The sequence below is a fragment of the Streptomyces sp. NPDC040545 genome (assembly GCF_055595065.1).
Window position 1 is genome coordinate 16,472 of sequence record NZ_JBVIWA010000031.1, and the last position, 22,076, is coordinate 38,547.

The following is a 22,076-nucleotide window of genomic DNA, read 5'->3' on the forward strand; positions in this document are numbered from 1 at the left end:
ATGCTCTCCTCCCGCCGACCCGCCTCACTCAGCCGGCTGGCCAGGTTGTTCAGGGCCAAGGCGAGGTCAGGCAGGTAGACATCGGGGTTGCCCTCGGCCAGCATGCGGTAGTGGCTGGTGGCTTCCTCGATGGCGGCCATGCTCTCCTCCCGCCGACCCGCCTCACTCAGCCGGCTGGCCAGGTTGTTCAGGGCCAAGGCGAGGTCAGGCAGGTAGACATCGGGGTTGCCCTCGACTAGCCCGCGGTAGTGGCTGGTGGCTTCCTCGATGGCCGTCAGGCACTCCTCCCGCCGCCCCAGTGCGCCCAGCCGGTTGGACAGGTTGTTCAAGGAGCCAGCGAGGTCGGGCAGATAAGCGCCGGGATTGCCCTCGGCCAGCAGGCGGTAGTGGCTGGTGGCTTCTTCGATAGCGGCCATGCCCTCCTCCCGTCGGCCCGCCGCACCCAGCCGGTTGGACAGGTTGCTCAGTGGTTGTTTTTGAAGCTTGGCCGCGGTTGTTCTGCTTCTGACGTGGCACGAGGAGAGCAACTGAGGCCAGGGGTGCCTGCAGCGTGGCGCGAGTCGTGAGAGATCCTTCGTGTATGGAGAGCAGAGTGGGCACCGGCGGATGGCCACGGAACTCCATCGAGGAGGTCCGTGAGTGGGCGGATCGTGCTGGTGCCGATGGCCAGGAGATGGAGCACATCCGGTCGGTTGCGCTGTCCCGCGCCGAGGACAGGAGGCTCCCCGCGGGGTTGAGGAAGCAGTGGGCCAAGCTGTCGCTTCAGGTCAACAGCCGCATGCATGGCGACGACCCGTGGGGTCAGGCACGAATGGCCGCGAACAGCTTCGGGCTCCGGACGCTGATGATCGAGGAACTTGGTCCGGATCCCGACGACTCTGACTGGGACGCTGCTGCCGTCGTCTCGGACGTCGTGAGTGCGGTGATTCTGACGCCGGCGCAAGCCCATGAGATGAGTATCCGGTGGCAGGACCAGCCAATCGAGCTGATCAGTCTCCTGCGCCGCGTCAAGAACGTCACTGCTCCGCTTGAGCGGCTTCAGCACCACCTCCGGCCTGGTCCACTCCATGACTTGGTCCTGGAGTGGCTGTCCGTCCGGAAACGGCTGCCCTGAACGCATCAGTGGGTGGCAGGGGTCTTCTTGTCCCAGCTGTCGGTGCGGGGACCCTTGCGGGCGATGCGCCTGGTCATGAGGGTGATGAGTGACCAGTTCAGGTGGGCTTCGCTGTGCTGGGGCAGACGTTCGTAGTCTCGCGCGTTGCGGCGCGCGTTCATGATCCAGCCGATGGTCCGCTCTACGCGCCAGCGCCGGGGAAGGACGATGAAGCCCTTCGTGCCTTTGGGGCGGGAGACGGTCCGGAGGGTGATGTTGAGGAAGTCCCGGGCCCAGTCGACGAGCTGGCCGGCGTAGGCGGAGTCCGCCCAGACCTGGGTGATCTGCGGCTGGGTGAGGCGAAGGCGCCAGAGGAGTTCGCGGGCGGCATCGCGGTCGGTCATGTCGGCTGGGGTCACCATGATCATGACGGGCATGCCTTTGGTGTCGACCACGATGTGTCTCTTGCGGCCGTTGATTTTCTTCGCGGCGTCATACCCGCGGGTGTCCTGGCTGACGGTGTGTGCTGCCTTCACCGACTGGGAGTCGACGATCAGCGTGACCGGGTGCGGGCATCGTCCCAGGCCGGTACGGATGCGGCGCCGGAGCTGGTCACGGATGAAGGTGACGTGGCCGGCCCGGTTCCAGCGGGTGAAGAACCCGTAGACCGTTTCCCAGGGCGGAAAGTCCGCTGGGAGGGCCCGCCACTTCGCGCCGTTGTCGACGATGTAGCGGATCGCGTCCACGATCTGCCGGCGGGGCCACTTCTCGGGGTGCCCGCCGGTCTTGGTCTGCCAGGCAGGGGTCGGCAGGAGGGGCTCGATCAGAGCCCACTCCGCCGTGGTGGTGTCGGAGGGATAGCGGCGGCGGCGAACAGGTGTCGGCATGGCGGCACTCGCGAGGTAAGGCCTGGTGGGAAGGCTATTTGGCGAGCTGGGCGAGGGTCGCGCGGACGCCGGTCAGCTGGGCGATGACCAGTTGTGCCCATTCGTCCTCGGGGCGGCGGGCCAGGTGCGGGGTGACGGTTCCGGTGATCACCCGGGTCAGCTGGCCCAGGACCTGCAACAGCTGCTTCTTCTCGTACTCGATCCAGTCCGCGGGGTCGTCGGAGAACATGTAGCCGTCCCGCCGGCGCCAGATGATCGGGGTCAGGCCTCTTGCGCCGTCCGGCCGCGGCGGCTCAGGTCAGCCAGGAGGACCGCGTGCGGGTGGTCGCGGAGCTGACCCGGGACGACGAGGTCGCCAGGAAGGTCACCACGGATCTGCTGCGGCGCCCGCAGGTTGCGAGGGAAGCTATGCGGGATGACACGGCCAGGCTCCTGGTCAACCGGGCTCAGTTCGACAACTCTGAGCGGGCCCGCGAGACGCTCCGCGAGCGGGTTCCGGCGGTCCGCAAGATCGAGCACACCATCGAATACCTGGACCTCGTGGGCTCCTGCCACTCCTATGTCGCCTCGCTCGGCCGACTCGTTCCGCGCCTGCGTGGGCAGGAGTTCACCGAGGACGAGCGGGAGACCGTCCGGCGCGGCATAGCCAGGGTGAGGGCCGCGGCCGACTGGCTGGAGTCGGCCATCGACGCCGGGGTGTTCACCCTGGACGAGCAGCTCGCCCAGCTCCTCAAGGGCGAGTAGACGATGGCTCGCCGCCAGATACTCCCGCTCGCTGAGCACTACGGCGACCTGGTCCGTGTCGCTCTGATGGAAGCCCGGCCGGCCGGGCTCCAGTCCAGCCAGCTGGTTGCCGCTACCCGGCTGAGGAAGTCCCAGGTCACTCGGGGGACCCGGCACCGGTGACCTGCTCTACCAGCTCGACTCCGGCCGCGACGATCTGCTCGTAACGCTGCACGGTCACGTTCCCGACCATGTCCGCCATGATCCCCACCACTCCACTCGGTCCGGAGCCGGCCGCCGGTAGCAGCCCATCAGGGCACTCCGTTCCAGGTCCCTGTCAGCGTGATGCGTCCACGACATCGACCGGCAGAGCGCGAACCCACGGCGCGAAGCACTCCATGGCGCCCCCGAACATGTGACACCACCGGCATGCCCTCGTTCGCGCCGTTCGGCTACGGCGTTTCTGTAACACCATTCCGCGACGTCCGGTCCCGGAAGGCCCTCACCCGGCACCGCGGCGAGCAGTACCGAGCCGACCGCTGCCGCTCCACCCCAACCGTCCAACCGCGGCCACATACCGGGCATACGGCCAGCTCACCCCGCTGCATCGCCACCACCCTGAGGCGAGCCCGCTGAAGCCTCCGCCACCGCCGCGACCTGCACCGAGACGAACAGAACACCGCGTCCAGAGCCAACGACAACGGCAGCGAATCACCACACTCACGGCAGTACCGCCGGCCCACCCCACCAGAACCCACGACCCAGATCATCCAGCCAGTCAGACCCCAAAACCAGCCTTCAAAAACAACCACCAAAGCCATCCAGCTGAACAACAGGCCAGCCAAGAGGATGCTGTCGACGCAGCTGCAGAACTGCTGAAGAAGCGCATCCACAGCCTGGGACCCGACCATCCCCACACCTTGCAAGCCTGGGCGGACCTCGCCTACAAGAGAGGTACGGCAGGAGAGCCGGCCGGGGCTGCCGCCACGCAATCGGCACTCCTGGAAAGCTGTCTGCGCCTGCTCGGCCCGATCCACCCCGACACGCTCGCCACCCGAGAAGGCGCCGCCTACTGGCAAGCCAGAACCGACGAGGAAACCCGCTGAACCCCGATCACGGAGCAGACCCTGCTTTCGGTCTCTCACCTTCATGTCAGTACGCCCAGAGCGCTGGGGGGGTACGCGACGCGGGGGCTGGGCAAGCCATCTTGCAGCGACGGCTTGCGGGGAAGCGCCGGATCCTTAATGCGATGGCGCCCTCCCCTGGATCTCGGTAGGTGCGCCGCCCGGCAGCCGGGAAATCATCGCGCGCTCGGGCCACCGGCATCAGGTCCTCGCCGTCTGGGGTCTGCACCTAGCAGGTATCCGGGTCGATGCCGGTGGCGACCGCACGACTCCATAAAGGCCGGGCCCGGGGAAGTGACAGCTCCCCCGGGCGACACGGAAGTGTCCGCGGTCGGCGACACGTGAGGTGTCAGTGACTCGCTGCGCGGTCTGGTCTCATTCCTGGCGAGCGAATCGGTCGAGTGCCTTGAGTACATGGGCGCGGGTTGTGTCGCTGCCCAGATGGCCTGCGTTGCCGACGATGGTCAGCTCGGCATCGGGCCAGGCGCGGGCGAGTTCCCATGCGGTGTCGAGCGGGCCGGCCAGGTCGAGTCTGCCGTGGACCAGCACGCCCGGGATGCCGGCCAGCCGGTGTGCGTCGCGCAGGAGTGTGCCTTCTTCCAGCCAGGCGCCGTGGGAAAATAGTGGGAGCAGATGCGGACCAGGGCCAGTTGCGCGGTCGGCGGGCGGTCGCCGTAGGGGTTGGAGGTGCCGTTCGTTTCCCCGGACAGGACTGCGTCCTCCCAGGCGCACCAGTCGGCTGTGGCCTTCTCTCGTACTGCGGGGTCCGGATGTTCCATCAGGCGTGCGTAGGCCGCGACGATGTCACCGTCACGCGGTGTGCCGCCAGCTCCCGCTACGAAGCGTTCCCACTGCTCGGGGAAGAAGCGGCCCGCCCCGCGGTAGAGCCAGTCGATCTCGGAGCGCCGGGTGGTGGTGACGGCGGGGATGACGATCTGCGACACCCGCTCCGGGTACGTCTCGGCGTAGGCCAGGATCAGGGTGGAGCCCCACGAGCCGCCGTACAGCAGCCAGCGGTCGATACCCAGGTGCTCCCGCAGCCGCTCCATGTCGGCGATCAGGTGCTGGGTGGTGTTGTGCCGCATGTCGGTCGTGGGTTCGCTCGCGTTGGGAGTGCTGCGGCCACAGCCGCGCTGGTCGAACAGGACGACCCGGTAGCGGTCCGGGTCGAAGTACTGGCGTGCCCCGGTCCCGCATCCTGATCCTGGACCGCCGTGGACGACGAGTGCGGGCTTGCCGTCCGGGCTGCCGCAGACCTCCCAGTACACGAGGTTGCCGTCGCCGACGTCGAGCATCCCCTTCTCGTACGGCTCGACCGGTGGGTACAGCTCGCTCATTTTTCGGATCTCCTGGCAGCTAAATGTGGACAAGGCCTTGTAGTAGACAACACGGCCGAGGTGACTCCGGCACCTGCACGATCGGCGGGGCTGGGCTCTCGGCCAGCGCCTACTGACACGCCTCATGTGGCTGACCACTGACAGCTCGTGCCGTTAGCCACTGACGTTCTGGTGTCGTCCGTCAGAGGAACGGGCCGCAGCCCCGGCAATCCATATCCCCAAGATCCACAGGGGACGCCCCTGTCATGAACTGCTCAGGCACAGGTACTCAACCCCGGCGGACGCTTCGTCTTCCCCCAGCCGCCCGCTATCCCCGGCGCCTACGGGCCGCAGGGCATGTACAAGGGTGGCTTCGCGGGACCGGCCATGTTCACCTACCGGTACAGCTACACCCTGGAGGCGTGGGAGGACTTCATGCGCGCGGCGGGGTTCGAGCAGGTGCTGGCTCGCGAACTCGACGCGCCGACGTCCGGCCACATCGGCCCTCATCGTCCAGGGCACCCGGCCCTGACGACCCGCACGCTCGCCCATGTCACCGCGGGCCACATCGAAGGCGGGGCGCGGTGCTGCCCGGCTTCGGTAGGGTGCTGCCCCTGTTCCTGGGAGGTACGACGTGGAAGACGAACCCCTCGACCGGTGGGCCGCACGCCGCCAAGGTGCCCGGCGCCCCGGCCACGGACGCCGGCGGGGAGCACGCGGGGCACGGCGCCGGCGACGGCGCGCAGACGGCGCCGCCCACCCCGGCCGACGCCATCGGCATCGACGGCGCGGTCGCGGCCGCGCGGGCCGCGGGGGTCACCGAGTCCCTGCGGATCACCCTGCCCGCGAAGGGCAAGGGGTACGTGGTCAAGGAGCAGGACAAGCAGGTGCCGGTGCACCTGGACTCCGTCGCCATCGACCCCGCCGACGGCCGGGTCATGGACGAACTCCGCTTCGCCGACTACCCGCTGCTCCCCCAGCTGACCCGCTTCGGCATCGACCTGCACATGGGCCTGACCTTCGGTCTCGCCAACCAGCTGGCGCTGGCCGCGCTCGCGGTGCTGCTGATGTTCATGGTCGTCTGGGGCTACCGCATGTGGTGGCTGCGCCGCCCGACCAAGGAGCGCAAGCTGTCGGCAGGCCGGCCGCAGCCGCGCGGAGCGTGGCGGAAGCTGCCGGTGACGGTGCTGCTGCCGCTGGCCGCCGCGACGGCCCTCGTGGGCTGGTTCGTACCGCTGCTCGGGATCAGCCTGCTGGTGTTCCTGGCGGCCGACGTGGCGCTGGGCTTCGCCGCGTCGCGGCGCCGGGCCGGGGCCGGCGCCGGCGTCTAGGGCAACGTCCGTGGGCCGGGGCTTCCCCGGGAGCCCCGGCCCACGGCGTCAGCCGATCTTCCAGAGGGTGAGTGCGGTGACGTAGTCCGGCATGGGGCCGATGGACCCCTTGCTCGTGTCGAGCACGACCTCGGTGATGCGGAGCATCGCCAGGTTGTTGTCACCGGTGACGGTGCACAGCACCGTCCCCTTCGTGAGCGTCTTGCCCGCCTTCAGCTCGTCCTTGCCCACCCTGGAGGCCAAGGTGTTGGTGGCGACGGCGTCCCGGCACTCCTCCGGCGTGGTGCCGGTGCTCTTGCCCATGGCCGTCAGGAAGCGCAGATCGGCGTCGCCCCAGTCCTGGTAGGTGAGCTCCATGCCCTGGGTCTTGCCGATGGCTCCTTTCGGGAAGATCTGCGGGGCGTCCAGGTCGACGTGGGTCCCGGTGCTGGAGGAGGGCGCGCGCAGGGTCAGGGGCTTGTCCTGGAAGACCGGCGTGTACGCGGACTTCGGCGAGGAGGAGGCCGAGGGCGCGGTCTTGGGCCCGGACGAGACCGGGGCCGGAGCCGGGGCCTGGACCTGCGCCTGGTCGGAGGAGGCGGGCGCGACCGGCCCCTCCTGCTTCGCGTCGTCCTTCGCGGCGCCGCCGCCGTCGAGCAGCCGGACCGCGCCGGCGCCCGCGAGGACGGCCAGTACGAGGCCGGCCCCGATCAGCACGCCCCGGAACCGCTTCGGTCCGGGGGCCGGCGCGGGCGCCGGGCCCGGCACCGGGGGGTGCGTCGGGTGGCCGGCGGCCGGCGGGGGACCCGCGGGCCGGGGCGGCGCGCCGACCGTCGGCGCCCCGTACACCCCGCCGAAGGCGCCGGCGGGACCAGCGCCCGTACCGCCCGTACCCGATCCGCCCGCGCCAACGCCCGCGCGGCCCGTACCCGCGCCCGCGTCCGCGACCGTGGGCACCGGCGGGTTCTCCGCGGCCCGCACCCGTCGGGCGATCTCCAGCCCGACCGGCTCCGGGAGCCAGCCGTCGAAATCGTTCAGCGGCCGCCCGGCGAACAGTTCGCACATCGCGGCGAGCTCGTCCGTACCGATCCGCTCCGCCGGATCCGCCGTCAGGCAGCGCTCCAGCAACGGCCGCAGCTCCGCCGGGTAGCCGTTCAGGTCCGGAGGCAGCCGGTCGGTGTTGGCGATCCGCACACCGAGGGCGGTGGCCCCGCCCTCCCCGTACGGATGCCGCCCGGTGGCCGCGACCGCCGCGATGAGCCCGACCGCGAACAGGTCGCTCGCGGCGGTGACTTCGGAGCCCAGCGCGTGCTCGGGGGACATGTACTGCGGGGTGCCGATGACCCCGCCGGTCCGGGTGAGCTGCGTACTGTCGGCGGCCCGGGCGATCCCGAAGTCGATGACGTACGGACCGGCCGCGCCGAGCAGGAGGTTGGCGGGCTTCAGATCGCGGTGCACGACCCCCGCCGCGTGGATGGAGGCGAGCGCCCGCGCCGTGCAGCCGACCAGCTGGAAGACGGTGTCCAGCGGGAGCGGACCGTAGGTGCTCACGGCGTCGTGCAGCGACAGCCCCGGCACGAACACCGACGCCAGCCAGGGCGTGGCGCCGGTGGTGTCGTGGTCGAGGACCGGGACGAGGTGGTAGCCCTGCACCCGGCGGGCGGCCTGCACTTCCTGCTCGAAACGGCGCCGGAAGTCGGGGTCCTGCCCGAACTCCCGGCGGATGAGCTTCAGTGCCACCGGCTGGCCGCCGCGCGTGTGCGAGAGGTAGACGGTCCCCATGCCGCCTTCGCCGATCCGGGCGAGCAGCCGGTAGCCGGCGTTCTCGCGGGGGTCCTGGGGTTCAAGTGGGGCGAGTATGCCGCCGGTTCCGGTAGTCACGCTTGCGCAGCCTACGACAACGGGCGGTGGAGGACGGCACTGGCCTGCGGGAACGGGGGCCGGGGCGGAGGGTGTTGGGGTGGGGGTGCGGGCCCGGGGGAAGGCATCGGCAGCGAACCCACGAAAACGAGATAGCCGCGAACCTGGACCACATCCACGCCCTTGGAGCCCGGCGCCATCGACCCGTCGACGGTTCCGGGCGGCCCATGCGCTGACCAGGTCGGGCCAGATGTACCGGACGGTGATGGAGCGGTCGCTGAGGGGGCGGGCGTACTTGGCGTCGACGTGGCTCTGGTCGACGGGGTAGATCTCCATGCGGCTGCCGCGGCCGTTGTTGTCGAGGTGGCGGACCAGCCAGCCGGAGCGGATCAGGTTCTCCCGCCGGCGCCACCAGTACGCCGCGTCAATCCGCTCCTGGACCCCGGGGACGGGGTGGCCTTCCCGCGCATCCAGGAACGCACCGTGCGGGGCGTGACGCCCTGCCCGGCCAAGGCCTCACGGCCGGCCGGGCTGTCGAGGTGATGAGGCGGACGCCGGACTTCTTCCGATCGTGGACGCCGCTGGTGGTCTCGCGGAGCTGGCCGATCGGAGCCAGTACTTGAACGCCGACAAGTTCGCCGCGTTCATGTCCAGGGCGCACCTCTCGAACTCCGCTCCCTTCTAAGCCGCTTGGAGGATCTCGGGATGGCGCCACTTGGGACGGCCCTCCCAGATCTCGTCCGCACCCTTCTGCGAGCGCTTACGCAGGACATCAGGGGTCGGCGGGAACTCGGTAGTGCTCGTACCGGCCACCGGCCCGCGAGGCCTTGAACAGGGCCAACACGTCGGGGATCGTCACGGTCCGCCGAACACGCCACGCTGAACGCCCTCCTGGACCGCGCCACCGCCGTACTGATCAAGCAGACCCGCCAGACGACGACATGTCCAACCTCCCCCTGTGTCCCCGGCCCACCCGCGGCGCCTGCGCCGTCCGCCTCAACCCCGACCCCGGCGGTTTGCGAATGCGGATTACCCGTCAGGCCGGTCGCATGATAGGACTGTTCGACTGTTTGAGCGAATTTGGCCACGGAGGGCGGGGGTTGCGTGTCTGTCACGGTGCCCGATTGGGCGGACACACTGCTGGATCTGATCGGTGTGGCCTGGCCGAACGTGGACGAGGACGCCTACCGGGACATGGCGGACTCGCTCCGGGAGTTCGCCGAGGACCTCCTGGACGACGGCCAGCTCGCGAACAACCACGTCGAACGCCTGCTCTCCGCGAGCAAGGGCGAGTCGATCGAGGCCCTGAACAAGCACTGGAACACGGTCAAGGGCAAGCACTTCAAGGACCTCGCCTCCGCGGCCCGCACCATCGCCGGCGCCATGGACCTGGCCGCCGACGCCGTGGTCGCCATGAAGTCCGCCGCCCTGGTCCAACTCGGCTACCTGGCCACCGAAGCGGGCATCGCGCTCTCCCTCATACCCGTCACCGGCGGCCTGTCGATGCTGATCGGCGCGGGTGCCATGCGCGCCACCCAGGAGGTCATCAAGCGCCTCATCAAGGAGTGCATGGAGGAGGCCGTCGGCTACATCGTCTCGGCCATGACCGAGCCGGCCGTCGCCGCCCTGGAGGGCATGGCCGCCGACCTCGTCGTCCAACTCGGCTCGATGGCCCTCGGCTTCCAGGACGGCGTGGACCTCGACCAGGCGAAGAACGCGGGCAAGGACGGCTTCAAGGAAGGCGTCCAGTCCGGCAAGGAATCCCTCCACCTCGCCTCCGCCGGAGGAGGCGGGGGCGGAGGCGGGGGCGGTACCGGCCTGGTCGACCTGCACATCGAGCACTCCGAACACGACCGCGCCGGCACTCACCTCAACACGGTCAGCACCGGCATCCACGGCAAGACCACCTCCAAACTCACCAAGGCCAAGTCCCACCACGGCCGCACCCGGGGCCGCGACTCCATCGCCCAGGCCATCGACCCCGTCGCCGACAAGGCCCTCACCGCCCTCACCAAAGCCACCAAGGCCATGGGCGACCACGTCGGCACCACCCTTCCCAAAGCGGTCAAGCAGATCTCCACCGACCACAAGAAGAACGACCAGGCCCTCCACGACGACTTCAACCGCCTGAAACGCAATGGCTCCGGCTCCGGCGACGCGAGTGCAAAGGGCAACGGAAAAGGCGGCTCCGGCGGCGACAGCGACAGCCCGCCCTCCGCCCGGGACCCGCGGTCCACACGCGACGTCAAGGACGATCCGCGCGGGAAGGGTGTACCCCTCAACGGGCGCCGCTGCGCCACCGACCCGGTGGACGTGGTCAGTGGTCAGATGGTGCTCGCGCACACCGACCTCGCCCTCCCCGGTGTCCTGCCGCTGATCCTGCGCCGCACCCACATCTCCGGTTACGACTACGGACGCAGCTACGGCCCCGGCTGGGCCTCCACCCTCGACGAGCGCCTCGACATCGACGTGGACGGCACGGGCGGGAGCGTCTGGGCCCGCGAGGACGGCTCTCTGCTCTTCTACCCGCGCCTGCCCCGTGACGAGCGCGACGAGGTCCTCCCCGCGGCCCGCTCCCGGCTCGCGCTGCGCCTCGTCGAGCGCACCGAGTTCGGCGACGTGACGTACGCGATCTCCGACGGCCACTCCGGCCTCACCCGCTCCTTCACCGGCAACCCGTACCACGGCAGCGCGTGCCACTGGCTGACCTCCCTTACGGACCGCAACGGCAACGCCGTGCACTTCCGCCGGGGGGCGGACGGCCGCCCCCTCTCCACCACCCACGACGGCGGATACCAGGTCGAGTTCACCACCGACCCCGCCGGACGCCTCACCTCGCACGCTCTGCGCACACCCGACGGGCCGCGGACGCTCCACGTCTTCGGCTACGACGACACCGGGAACCTGCGGACCGTGTCCCACGCCGACAGCGCCCCGCTGGTCTTCGCCTATGACGCGGCGGGCCGCATCACCTCGTGGACCGACCGCCACGGAGCGGCGTACTCCTACGCCTACGACGCCGCTGGCCGCGTCATACGCACTACGGGACCGGACGGCATGCTCTCGTCCCGGTTCTCGTACACGACCGACCCGCGCCACCCGGAGCTGCGCATCACGCGGTTCACGGACTCCACCGGCGCCGTGACCACCCACCGCATCAACGCCCTCGGCCAGGTCGTCGCCGAGACCGACCCGCTCGGGAACACGGTGCTGCGGGAGTGGGACGGCTATGACAACCTGCTGGCACGGACCGACCCGCTGGGGCACACCGCCCGCTTCACGTACGACGACAACGACAACCTCACCATCCTGCACTTCCCCGACGGCACCCGGTCCACCGCCCGGTACAACGATCTGAACCTGCTCGTGGAGCTGACCGGACCCGACGGCGCCACCTGGCGCCAGGAGAGCGACGAACGCGGCAACCGGACGGCCGTCGTCGCTCCCGACGGCTCCGCGGCCCGCTTCCACCACGACGAAAACGGTGCGCTGATCAGCCGTACCGACCCGTCGGGCGCGGTCGAACGGCTCACGCGCGACGCCGCCGGCCTCGCCCTCTCGCTGACCGACGCGCTCGGCAACACCTTCTCGGTCGTACGGGACCCCTTCGGCCGCCCCCTCGAAGGCACCGACCCCCAGGGTGCGGTGACCCGTACGCAATGGAGCCCGGAGGGGTGGGCGCTGCGTACGACCGCGCCCGACGGCGGTGCGGAGAGCTGGACATGGGACGCCGAGGGCAACTGCACTTCGCGCACGGACGCGGCGGGCGACACGACCCGCTTCGAGTACGGCCCGTTCGACCTGCTGACCGCGCGGACCGGTGCCGACGGCGCCCGCTACGAGTTCCGTCACGACACCGAGCTGCGACTGGTCCAGGTCCGCAACCCGCAGGGTCTCACCTGGGACTACACCTACGACGCGGCCGGAAACCTGACGCGGGAGAGCGACTTCGACGGCCGCGGCCTCGACTACGCCTATGACGGCGCGGGGCGGATGGTCTCCGTCACGACCCCGACCGGTGACGTGCTCACCAGTGAGTACGACGCCTGCGGCCGCGTCACGCGCAAGCAGGTGGGCGACGTGTCGACCCGCTTCGGTTACGACACGTCGGGACAGCTCGTGTCCGCCCTCTCGACGTCGGCCTCGGCATCCTCGTCTGCATCTGCCGCCGGGGCCGCCGTCTGCTCCGTCACCGTCGAACGCGATCAGCTCGGCCGGATCCTCGCGGAGACGGTGAACGGGCGCACCATGCGCTACGCCTACGACGCCACGGGCCGGGTCGTTGCACGCACCACGCCGGGCGGGACCGTCTCCCGGGCCTCCTACGACACGGCGGGGCGGCGCGAGGCGCTCCTGGTGGGCGGCCACCGCATCGGCTTCGAACGGGACGGCCGAGGCCGGGAGCTGACCCGCACCGTCGGGAGGGAGGACCGGCCGCTCGTCATCGGTTCCACCTGGGACACCGCGGGCCGGCTCGCCACCCGCAAGGTGACCGCGGGCGACCGGACGCTGCGGTCCCACTCCTACGGCTACCGTGCGGACGGCCACCTCGACCGGCTCACCGATGAACTCGGTGGTGTGACGCTCAACTTCGAGATGGATCCGGTCGGTCGCCCACTGCGGGTCACCGCGGCGGACTGGCAGGAGTCCTACGCGTACGACTTGGCCGGCAACCAGACCGCGGCCGACTGGCCGGACCGCGCGCACCGCGCCGAGGGGCGCGGCGAGCGCACGTATCGGGGGACGCGGCTGATGGGCGCGGGGGGCATCCGGTGCGAGTACGACGCGGCGGGGCGCACCGTGGCGCGGCACCGGACGACCCTGTCGGGCCGCAAGGAGGCGTGGCGCTACACCTGGGACGCGGAGAACCGCATGACCTCATGCCGGACGCCGGACGGGGTCCTGTGGCGCTACGACTACGACCCGCTGGGCCGCCGGACCGCCAAGCACCGCATGGCGCAGGACGACCGCACCGCCGTGCACTCGGTGCACTTCGTCTGGGACGGCACCCGTCTCGCCGAGCAGGTCGACACCGCGCACTCCACGGTCACCACGTGGGAGTACGACGGGTACCGCCCGCTGGCGCAGTGGGAACGGCGACTGCGCGCGCCGCAGAGCGCGCCGGCCGTGGAGGGGGCAGCCGTGGAAGGGGCAGCCGACCGGGACATCGACGCCAGGTTCTTCGCGATCATCACCGACCTGGCGGGCGCGCCGAGCGAGCTGGTGGACGAGGACGGCCGGATCGCCTGGCACGCCCGGTCCACCGTGTGGGGCGCGACGACCTGGAACCGCAACGCGGCCGCCTACACGCCGCTGCGGCTGCCGGGTCAGTACGACGACGCCGAGACGGGCTTGTACTACAACCTCCACCGGCACTACGACCCGCAGACGGCCCGCTACGCCAGTCCTGACCCGCTGGGCCTGGGCGCGGCCGCGAACCCCGTCGCGTTCGTGGTCAATCCCTACCGCTGGTCCGACCCCGAGGGCCTCATCGCCAAGGGCTGTACGGAGCACGGCGGCTGGTACAGCGGTCTCAGCCCGGCCAACCTGAAGAACGAGGACGGTACGCGGCGCACGGAGACCAATATGGAGGTCAACCACATTCCGGCGAAGAATGCGTACGCGCACCTGGACGAGCCCGGCTTCAAGACCAACAAGGACGGCGGCGGCGCCGGCATGGGCCCGGCGATCCGGATGGAGTACGACGACCACCGCGGGGTGACGAGCACCGGATCGAGCGCGGAGTCCATCAAGTGGCGGGCCGACCAGCGTGCGCTGATCGACGCCGGCCGGTGGGACCTCGCGATGAAGATGGACATCGACGAGATCCGGGAGTTGTACGGCGACAAGTACGACACGCACATTGCGGACATGGTGGAGAGCCTCAAGGTGAACAAGAAGTTCCAGAAGATGCTCGAGAAGCGGGAGTGGACAATAGACTACGAAGTGCTCAAGTAGACAATCGGAGAAGCAATATGGATCTGCTCCTGACACCGCCGGCCGCCGCCGGACCCGTGCACCTCGGCAGTACGTACGAAGAGGCGGTGGCCGCGCTGCAGCCCTGGGGCGAGCCCCGGGTCGTCGGCCCGACCTCCCGGCGCGCGCGCCGGCTCATGGGCGATGTCGACGGGGTCGGCTACACGGTGTTCTTCGATGCGGAGGACCATGTGACGGCCGTGGAGCTGTGGTGGCCCGGCGAGGGCCGCCGGAGTACCACGCGCGTCCTCCTGGACGGTCATGATGTCTTCGCGGACCCCGCCGACACGATCCTCGCGGAGCTGACCGGGCGCGGCGCGACCGTGGACACCGAGGACCCGGAGAACATCGTGGTCCCGGGCGTCTCGCTGGGCTTCACCCGCCAGACCTCCCAGGAAGTGCCCCGCGGACCGCACGGCCTGCCCGTCTCCTTCACCTCGGTCCTCGTCGCGGGCAAGGACTACTACGATTTCCGCGACGCGCAGTAGCGAGGCGGACGGCCGGCACGCCTGGCTGTCCGCCTGCACTGCGCCTGCACTCCGCCTTCCAAAGCCGTGAACTCCTCGGCCACCACATGCAGACGGCCGACCCACGCTTCCTCGGCCGACAGAACCCCCATGCCGATCCGCGACGACTCGGTCGTCGAGGCGCCCGGAGGGCGAACAACAGGACGGCCGCTGCCGAACCGGTGGCGGCCGTCCTGTCGCGTACGAGCGGCCTCAGCCACTTCCGTCAGGTGAGGGGTCAGGCTCCGATGCCGATGGAGGAGACGTAGGCGTAGGCGGCGTAGTCGGAGTCGAGGTCGGTGATGACGTCGTCCCAGATCTCGTCCACCATCGCCTCGTTACGGGCGGCCCAGGCGTGGACGAGGTCGGGCCAGATGTACCGGACGGTGATGGAGCGGTCGTTCAGGGGCCGGCTGTACTTGGAATCCACGTGGCTCTGGTCGACGGGGTAGATCTCCATGCGGCGGCCCCGGCCGTCGTTGTCGAGGTGGCGGACGAGCCAGCCGGAGCGGATCAGGTTCTGCCGCCGGCGCTCCCAGTACGCGGCGTCGATCCGCTCCCGGCTCACCGGGGAGGGGCTGGCCTTCCCCCGCATCCAGGAGCGCACCGTACGGGCCGTGACGCCCTGTTCGGCCAGCGCCTCACGGCCGGCCGGGGAGTCCAGATAGCGCAGGCGGGCCGCCAGGCCGCGGCGGGACGTGACGGGCGAGACGATGCCCGAGGAGTGGACGATCCGGTTGAGCTCCAGGATCAGGGCCTCACCGCCCTTCATGCCGCGGGCGTCGTGCTTGCGCCAGTCGCCCCAGCGGGCCCACAGGTCCTCGGAACCGGCCATCAGCGCTTACCCCCGAGAATGTACGTCTGCTTTTCCTTCACCTGGTTCAGGTCCCGGCCCTCGGAGAACACCGACCGCCAGTCACCAATCACGTGCAGTTCGTCCGTTCCGGAGATTTCCACGTCCTGCAATCCGGCTTTGTGAGCCTTATTGGCCTTCATCCACAGATTCGCGAACGCTTTCGCACGGATGATGTGCATCCAGTCCGGGCGGCGGAGTTCACGGTTCGCGGTGGATTCACCCACCGTCGATACCAATTTAGAATACATGGATTTGACGTAGGCGACGGTCAGTTCGTCACCTTCTGCCAATGCGGTTTTCCGGGTTTCGGCCAGGGCGCGGCGGAGTTTTTCCAGCAGGCCCTCGGTGGCTCCGGAGACGAGCGAGCGGTGAATTGTGGGGGCGTCGGCGAGGCCTTGGCGGGCGCAGTCGAGGAGGAGGCGGAGCGTGGATTCACTCACCCACAACTCGCCCGGCTCCATCCGGTTGCCCAACGGGTTGGGCAGATCGAGGTGTTCACTCGGCCGGGCTGATGAGGTGGACGCCGGCCTTCTTGGGGTCGTGGATGCCGGTGGTGGCCTCGCGGAGCTGACCGATCGGGAGCCAGCATTTGAGGGCGGAGAGGTAGGCGGCGTTCATGTCCAGGGCCGTCACCTCCAGCTGGGCGCCGGCCTTCGCGGCGGCCAGGGCGGAGGCGTTGCGCCACTTCGGGCGGCCCTCCCAGATCTCGTCCGCGCCCTTCTGGGAGCGCTTGCGCAGGATCTCGGCGGTGGGCGGGAACTCGGAGTGCTCGTACCGGCCACCGAGCCGGGACGCCTCCAACAGGGCCATCACGTCCGGGATCGCGCCCTTGACCAGCTCGGCCTGGGCGGCGTCGACATCGCCCTCGTGCTCGGCCAGGACGTCGTGGACGCGACCGGTGATCCGGCCGATCAGGTCTTCCGAGGCGTACGTACGCGGGCTCCGCGGCCTCGCCGCGGCCGCAGGCTCCGGTGCCGGAGGCGCAGCGGGTGACGGCTCGGGCTGGGCCGGCTGCACGGCCGGCTCCGTAGGGAGCGGCAGGGCTGGAACCGGGGCCGGAGCAGCGGCCGGAGAAGGGCCGGGGGTGGGGTTCGCGGCGGCGACGGCGGCCGCGCACTCCTCGGCGCTGAAGTGCTGCGGGAACCCGTCCAGCTCCCCCGCGCACGGCTGCCCGCACAACACGCACAACCCCACCGGCACCGCGGGCGCGGGTGCGGCGGGGCCGGCTGCGCAACGGCCGCGGGAACCATGGCGTCCGCGGGGCGCAGGGCTGGGGTCGAGCCGTGGCTGAGACAGCGTCACACTTGCCGCGATAAAGGCCCCAGACAGCGATCCCCACCGATCTCTCACCTCCAAAACAGTGCCCTCACCCCCCGGAACAGCCCCCGACCAGCATCAACACCATCGCAGCTGCCAGGCTTACTCGTGTATGCCTTCCAGCCGCTCGTGCCCGCCCGGGACCTCGTTGCCATCGGCGTCGGAGACCGTAGCGAACCACGAGGTGGCCCAGACGGTAATCCGGTTCGGCTCATGGGCCGTCTCGAAGGGGTGGTCGTCCCAGTGCCCGTACGACGTGACCATGAATGCCTCGCCGGGCCCCAGCCAGTAGTCCTGCCCGAACGGTGCCGACCGCCCTCGGCACCCTTGTCCTGGTCGCCTACCTCGAGACGGACTGACTCCTTCGAAGGGCCGTGAACAGCCGGCCACAGCAGAGCCCCGGACGCGAGGTCCGGGGCTCTTTACCCGTACTCGCGCAAGCCGGGTCAAGCTGCGCGCGCACACGAAGGCGACCTTGGCCTACAGGCCGAGATCGATCGCCGCAGGAGATTGCGCCTAGCTGCAGGAAGGTGACCGAGCCGCAGACGGACGTCCGCCGCGCAGCTCAGCGCGAGGCCGCGGATGCGCGATCCCAGACCAGGCTCGGGGTGCGTGTGAGCCTCCGTGAAGGAGGCCAGCGCTTCGTCGTCGCGCCCCCTCAGGTAGTGGGCGCGGCCGAGCGTGATAACCGCGATTGAGGTGCCCCAGGCGTTCCCGAGCCGCTTGGACAGGTCGATTGCCGCGGTGAGATGCGCGCTCGCCCGCTCGGCCTCGCCGAGGCTCAGGGCCACCGACCCGAGCCCGGCGAGGGCCCGGGCCTCCTCGTGGGGCTCGTGGCGTTCGCGGCTGAGGTGCAGCGCTTCGGTGTGCCAGGTGAGGGCCTGCCCGTAGCGTCGCTGTTGCACACCGGTGTAGCCGAGGCAGTTGCGCAGGGCGGGGGCCGTTCGCCCGTCTGTGGCTCGGTCCGCGCAGGCGAGTGCCGTCTCCAGGCCCGTCCGGGATTCGTCGTAGCGGCCCTGCCGTACGAAGTAGTCGCACAATGCCTCGGCGTTCCAGCAGGCAAGGTCCCCTTCGCCGTGCGCGGTTGCGTAGCCGATGACGTCGAGGAGTTCGCGGTCGGCCGCGTCCAGCCACCGTTCGGCGTCGAGTTGGCCGGCGAACGGTGACGGGCCGGACCGGGGCCCTGTCGGAAATCCGTGGGCCCCCAGTCGCTGGCGGTGCGGGCCGCGTCGAGGTGGAGGCGGAGGGCGGCCATATGCGCGTTCGCGGCCTCGTCGGGCCTGTCCTCAGAGAAGAGAGGGGCGACGGCTTCCAGGCCACGCTGTCCGAGATGGGCGAGACGGGAGTCCGGGGCCGTCCTGGCGGTGTTCCGCACGCGGTGCCGTCGGCCTTGGTTCGGCGTCATGCGCCGACGAGACCACGGAAAGCGGAGAGCTGGATCTGGATCAGTGGGAGGATTGCGAGGGTGACGGCAAGAACCAGTGACATCGAAAAGGCAGCCGGTGTGCTGCGCGCCGGAGGCCTGGTGGCCTTCCCGACCGAGACCGTCTACGGCCTGGGCGCCAACGCCGAGGATCCCGCCGCGGTCGCGCGTATCTTCCAGGTCAAGGGTCGCCCGCCCTCGCACCCGCTGATCGTCCACATCGGCGGTGCCGAGCAGCTGGGCGACTGGGTTGAGGAGGTGCCCGCGACCGCGCGCCTGCTGGCCGAACACTTCTGGCCGGGGCCGCTGACGCTGGTCCTGCGGCGCGGCCGCCGGGTGCCCCTGGAGGCGACGGGTGGCCTGGAGACGGTGGCCGTGCGCGTGCCCGACCACCCCGTCGCACTCGCGCTGCTGTCGGCCTTCGGCGGCGGTGTGACGGCCCCGTCCGCCAACCGATTCGGCTCGGTCAGCCCCACCACGGCGGACCACGTCCGTGCCGAGCTCGGCGATGGCGTCGACTTCGTACTGGACGGCGGGCCCTGCGAGGTCGGCGTCGAATCGACCATCGTCGACGTCACGGGCGATGCCCCGAGCGTCCTTCGGCCCGGCGGGGTGACGCGCGAGGCCCTCGAAGCGGCGCTGGGGTATCCGCTTGCGATCCCTACGGCGAGCCGGGTCCGGGTTCCGGGCCAGCATCCGTCCCACTACGCGCCTCGGGCGCGGGTCGTCCTCGTCGAGCCCGAGAAGGTCGTCGCCGAAGCGGAACTCGCGCAGGAGCTGGGGCACCAGGTCGGCGTCTTCCTCCCTCCCTCCTTCGCCGGCGCTCCGGTGAAGGCGCACGCCGTGGTGGCAGTCCCCGGTTCGATGGCCGCCTACGCGCGCGGGCTGTACGGGTTCCTGCGCGAACTCGACCAGCAAGGGTGCGACCTCATCATCGCGTCCTTGCCGGTGGAGGAGGGGCTGGGACTCGCGATCGCCAACCGGCTCCGCCGCGCCGCCGGACCCCGGCCCTCCGCCACCGGCAACGCCCCCCGACAGTGATCACGGTTCCCCACCCGTGGCACCCCTCGCAGTCCGCGGCTACGGCCAGATCGGCGCGAGGTACGGGATAGGCCGCCGGATCCGAAGCCCATCACCAGACCTACGCGGCCGCGACCCGGGCCCACCAGTCGACCTCGGAAACGTCCCCGCCCACTCCCGCACCCACGCCTCGACGCCGACCCGATGGGCGCGATCTGGCGCGGGTATCCGTCGAGCGTGGCCCAGCGCGTCCGCAGGAGGTACGAGGGTGAGCGTTCAGCGTTTGCGGCGGGCTCAGGTGACGGCGCGTTCGACTGTGGAGAGCACCCGCACCAGTGCCGGTGACGCGGGGGCCGACGCGAAGCCGAAGCGCACGGGCGGCACGACAGGAGCCAGTGCGCCGAGGTCGGTCCCGTCGAAGCAGGTCCGCGCGGTCACGATCGGCCACAGGCCGCCTGCCGCGTACCACTGGCGACATCCTGGGCGCGAGCTGCCCCGGGTCCGTACGCCGGACATCAGGCGTGCGGGAACGTCGGTCACGGCCGCCCACAGCGGCCGTCGAGCGAGCGGCCAGGGGACAGCCCGCAGAGCCAGGCCGAGGACTCCCTGATGCCCGACCCGGAAGCGCAGGTCCAGGGGTCCCGCCGCGACGTCCCACGCGCTGTCGCGAATCTGGACTCTCACGGGGTCCGTCCGTACCTCGTCGAAGTGGTACGTGCCGGCGATGTACTCCGCCGTCCGGGCGGTGGGGGCGAGCAGCGTGCGCCACCCGTCGGCGCGCTCCAGCATCACGTCACTGAACGGCCCGAAGGGTGACCGCGGCCAGTGGCCCACGATCACGCGCGTACCGGACCCCGTGCCGACGGCGGCGATCCAGCCGTCGAACACCAGCCGTTCGCTTCCCACGCCACACCCGTACCCCGCTGCGCGGCTGCCCATACCGCCTGACCGGGCGCGGACGGTCTCGCTGCTACGGCCTCGACTCGTAAACACCTTGATAGGTGTCCCGGCGGATCTTTGGCGAGTTCGAGGTCGACCGCCCGGGCGCGGCTGATCTCTTCCTGGGCCTGTTGCCCGGTGACCGATCGCCGCGGGTGGGGCGTGCTCGGGGTGGTCGTCGCGGTGTAGCGGGTCCGGCTCAGCTTCTCGGCTGCTTTCAGGTCCGCTTTCAATGCGCGGGCCTTGCTCTCGCGGACCCGGGCCAGGGTGCGGCGCTGGGCCGGTGTCGCGGCTTCGGCGAGGTAGGCGCTGCCCGGGTGCCGGGTCGGTCCGTCGGCGGTGAAGACCTCGACCTTGCCGTCGAAAGTGCGGTCCACACCCCGCTGAGCAGCCCGACCCCGACAACCCACACGGACAACGAAAACGCGGCCTCACAACGACAAACAAACGCAGCCCATCACGCCGCCGTCCTTGAGGACATCGCCACCAACGGCCTGCCCTCGGCGGAGGAGTGCACGCCCTGGGAGGAACTGCGCGAGGCCCATCTCGCCCGCCTCGCCGCCCAGCGTCCGGCCGTCGCCTGATGGCCCCACGACGCGCCAGGATCGCAATCAGCGACAGCTCGAAGACCTCACCACCGAGCACGCAGTTCATGCCCTGGACCGCGCCCTGGTTGCCATCTCCGTGAACCCGGAGATCGGTGAGCCCATTCCCGCCGTCGGCACGGGGCCCGAGCTGCGTCACCGCACTGCGCACCGTCGTCGTGGTCGCGTACATCGAAACCTGACCAGGACAACCGAGGTCACGTCTCCAGACGCGGACATCCCGCCGAGTGGGGACACTGTGGTGCGTGCTGTTACCTGTCCTGCGCGGTCAGGAGCAGGACCAGGGCCTTGGAGCGGGTGGTGCCGAGCGCGGTGGCTACCGCTTCGGCGGACATGCCGTCGTCGCGCAGCGCGCCGGCGGTCTCCCGGCTCACCCGGGCGGTGATCCGCTCCAGCACACCGGCGGCGCGCAGCGCGGCCAACGGCGCGTTGGCGGCCGTGGCAGTCAGCTGCTCGGTCATCTTGACGAGGAGCGCGGCCAGCGGCTCGGGCAGCGGCACGGCCGCCTCGCGGACCACGGACAGGTGGGCCAGAAATCCACCGTCCACCAGTCCCAGTGCACCAGCACACCGCCCTCTCCCCCGTCCCTACCCACCGGCCGGCCGGATCCCGTCTGCGACCTTGCCCCGCCCGCACACGCGCCCACACCCGGGCGGCCCCAACATCCAGTGCAGTTGGGTACCGGGCCGCGCGACACAGCGCTGCTGGAGGGCGAGCCCCGGTTGACGTCTCCGGCGGAGCGCGCGGCTGCGTGAGGCGGCGGGTGTCACGCAGGCCCGGCTCGCGGCCGCGTTGAAGACGCCTCAGACGGTGAACAACCGGGGAGAACGGCCGCTCCGAGCCGAAGAACCCCGACCAGCGGGGGCCGGCCGGGGCATGCGGGGGCGGAGCCTCTAGGGGACCTCGCTTCACAGCGGATCCCCCGACTCCAGCCGACCGGTCTTCGCAGGCGAATGCCCACCAGGCCCGCCGGACACGCATCCTGGGGATACCACGCGTCCCGTCGCGGGACCGGCCGCCACAGCTCATGCGGTCGCGGACGGTAGCGGTAGGGCCCCGGAGCCCTATTCCCGGCCGTGTACTTCCGCAGGGCTGGGCCGGGAGTAGTTGTCGGCGAGTGG

General features: G+C 70.4%; 18 protein-coding genes and 3 pseudogenes. 9 read left to right on the plus strand and 12 right to left on the minus strand.

From position 1 onward, the window contains the following. Positions 1–416: tetratricopeptide repeat protein (locus ACZ573_RS35805; protein ID WP_471312636.1), on the minus strand; the 416-nt coding region annotated here is incomplete at its 3' end. Positions 417–580: 164 nt separating this feature from the next. Here ACZ573_RS35805 and ACZ573_RS35810 point away from each other — a divergent pair. After that, a complete protein-coding gene (locus ACZ573_RS35810) occupies positions 581–1,114 on the plus strand; it encodes a hypothetical protein (RefSeq protein WP_471312638.1) in 534 nt (177 codons plus the stop codon). Positions 1,115–1,119: 5 nt separating this feature from the next. On the opposite strand, the gene ACZ573_RS35815 is transcribed toward ACZ573_RS35810, so the two are convergent. Further along, complete coding sequence (locus ACZ573_RS35815; RefSeq protein WP_471312640.1) at positions 1,120–1,980, minus strand: IS5 family transposase; 861 nt, start codon at positions 1,978–1,980, stop codon at positions 1,120–1,122. Positions 1,981–2,014: 34 nt separating this feature from the next. Next, positions 2,015–2,209, minus strand: coding sequence for a hypothetical protein (locus tag ACZ573_RS35820; RefSeq protein ID WP_471312643.1), 195 nt, complete (start codon positions 2,207–2,209; stop codon positions 2,015–2,017). A gap of 86 nt (positions 2,210–2,295) precedes the next feature. On the opposite strand from ACZ573_RS35820, the gene ACZ573_RS35825 reads away from it, so the two are divergent. Beyond that, a complete protein-coding gene (locus ACZ573_RS35825) occupies positions 2,296–2,724 on the plus strand; it encodes a DUF6192 family protein (RefSeq protein ID WP_471312645.1) in 429 nt (142 codons plus the stop codon). A gap of 1,478 nt (positions 2,725–4,202) precedes the next feature. Here ACZ573_RS35825 and pip read toward each other — a convergent pair. Next, positions 4,203–5,164 (minus strand): annotated as a pseudogene (gene pip, locus ACZ573_RS35830) (prolyl aminopeptidase). 261 nt (positions 5,165–5,425) lie between these two features. On the opposite strand from pip, the pseudogene ACZ573_RS35835 reads away from it, so the two are divergent. Further along, a pseudogene (locus ACZ573_RS35835) lies at positions 5,426–5,647 on the plus strand (SAM-dependent methyltransferase); the annotation flags it as partial. Positions 5,648–5,727: 80 nt separating this feature from the next. Beyond that, complete coding sequence (locus ACZ573_RS35840) at positions 5,728–6,474, plus strand: PepSY domain-containing protein (protein WP_471312647.1); 747 nt, start codon at positions 5,728–5,730, stop codon at positions 6,472–6,474. A 48-nt stretch (positions 6,475–6,522) separates the two neighbouring features. Here ACZ573_RS35840 and ACZ573_RS35845 read toward each other — a convergent pair whose 3' ends face one another. Next, positions 6,523–8,334 carry a serine/threonine-protein kinase gene (locus ACZ573_RS35845; protein WP_471312649.1) on the minus strand — a complete coding sequence of 604 codons (1,812 nt, stop codon included), beginning with the start codon at positions 8,332–8,334 and terminating at the stop codon, positions 6,523–6,525. 1,083 nt (positions 8,335–9,417) lie between these two features. On the opposite strand from ACZ573_RS35845, the gene ACZ573_RS35850 reads away from it, so the two are divergent. Next, positions 9,418–14,271, plus strand: coding sequence for an RHS repeat-associated core domain-containing protein (locus ACZ573_RS35850; RefSeq protein WP_471312651.1), 4,854 nt, complete (start codon positions 9,418–9,420; stop codon positions 14,269–14,271). Between the two features lie 17 nt (positions 14,272–14,288). Continuing rightward, entirely contained in the window at positions 14,289–14,777 is a 489-nt protein-coding gene (locus ACZ573_RS35855; RefSeq protein WP_471312653.1) for a hypothetical protein, read from the plus strand. 256 nt (positions 14,778–15,033) lie between these two features. Here ACZ573_RS35855 and ACZ573_RS35860 read toward each other — a convergent pair whose 3' ends face one another. The 5 genes from ACZ573_RS35860 to ACZ573_RS35880 form a co-directional block, all read right to left on the minus strand. Further along, positions 15,034–15,630 (minus strand): hypothetical protein, encoded by a 597-nt coding sequence (locus ACZ573_RS35860; protein WP_471312655.1) that lies wholly within the window; start codon positions 15,628–15,630, stop codon positions 15,034–15,036. Continuing rightward, the gene (locus ACZ573_RS35865; RefSeq protein WP_471312657.1) at positions 15,630–16,091 is read right to left on the minus strand and encodes a hypothetical protein; all 462 of its coding nucleotides are present in this window, start codon (positions 16,089–16,091) and stop codon (positions 15,630–15,632) included. The genes ACZ573_RS35860 and ACZ573_RS35865 overlap by 1 nt, the downstream gene beginning before the upstream one ends. A 55-nt stretch (positions 16,092–16,146) precedes the next feature. Further along, positions 16,147–16,668 (minus strand): hypothetical protein, encoded by a 522-nt coding sequence (locus ACZ573_RS35870; RefSeq protein ID WP_471312659.1) that lies wholly within the window; start codon positions 16,666–16,668, stop codon positions 16,147–16,149. Positions 16,669–17,070: 402 nt separating this feature from the next. Further along, entirely contained in the window at positions 17,071–17,232 is a 162-nt protein-coding gene (locus ACZ573_RS35875) for a hypothetical protein (protein WP_471312661.1), read from the minus strand. A gap of 182 nt (positions 17,233–17,414) precedes the next feature. Beyond that, on the minus strand, positions 17,415–18,008 hold the full coding sequence (locus ACZ573_RS35880) for a tetratricopeptide repeat protein (RefSeq protein WP_471312663.1): 594 nt from the start codon (positions 18,006–18,008) through the stop codon (positions 17,415–17,417). A 425-nt stretch (positions 18,009–18,433) separates the two neighbouring features. Here ACZ573_RS35880 and ACZ573_RS35885 point away from each other — a divergent pair, with 425 nt between their 5' ends. After that, positions 18,434–19,432, plus strand: coding sequence for an L-threonylcarbamoyladenylate synthase (locus ACZ573_RS35885; protein ID WP_471312665.1), 999 nt, complete (start codon positions 18,434–18,436; stop codon positions 19,430–19,432). 273 nt (positions 19,433–19,705) lie between these two features. Here ACZ573_RS35885 and ACZ573_RS35890 read toward each other — a convergent pair whose 3' ends face one another. Continuing rightward, positions 19,706–20,317, minus strand: coding sequence for a hypothetical protein (locus ACZ573_RS35890; RefSeq protein WP_471312667.1), 612 nt, complete (start codon positions 20,315–20,317; stop codon positions 19,706–19,708). 95 nt (positions 20,318–20,412) lie between these two features. Here ACZ573_RS35890 and ACZ573_RS35895 point away from each other — a divergent pair, with 95 nt between their 5' ends. Beyond that, positions 20,413–20,934, plus strand: a complete 522-nt coding sequence (locus ACZ573_RS35895; protein WP_471312730.1) for a hypothetical protein — start codon at positions 20,413–20,415, stop codon at positions 20,932–20,934. 272 nt (positions 20,935–21,206) lie between these two features. Here ACZ573_RS35895 and ACZ573_RS35900 read toward each other — a convergent pair whose 3' ends face one another. After that, positions 21,207–21,503, minus strand: a complete 297-nt coding sequence (locus tag ACZ573_RS35900; protein ID WP_471312669.1) for a hypothetical protein — start codon at positions 21,501–21,503, stop codon at positions 21,207–21,209. A gap of 120 nt (positions 21,504–21,623) precedes the next feature. Here ACZ573_RS35900 and ACZ573_RS35905 point away from each other — a divergent pair. Continuing rightward, positions 21,624–21,809, plus strand: a pseudogene (locus ACZ573_RS35905) (helix-turn-helix domain-containing protein); the annotation flags it as partial. Between the last annotated feature and the right edge of the window lie 267 nt (positions 21,810–22,076).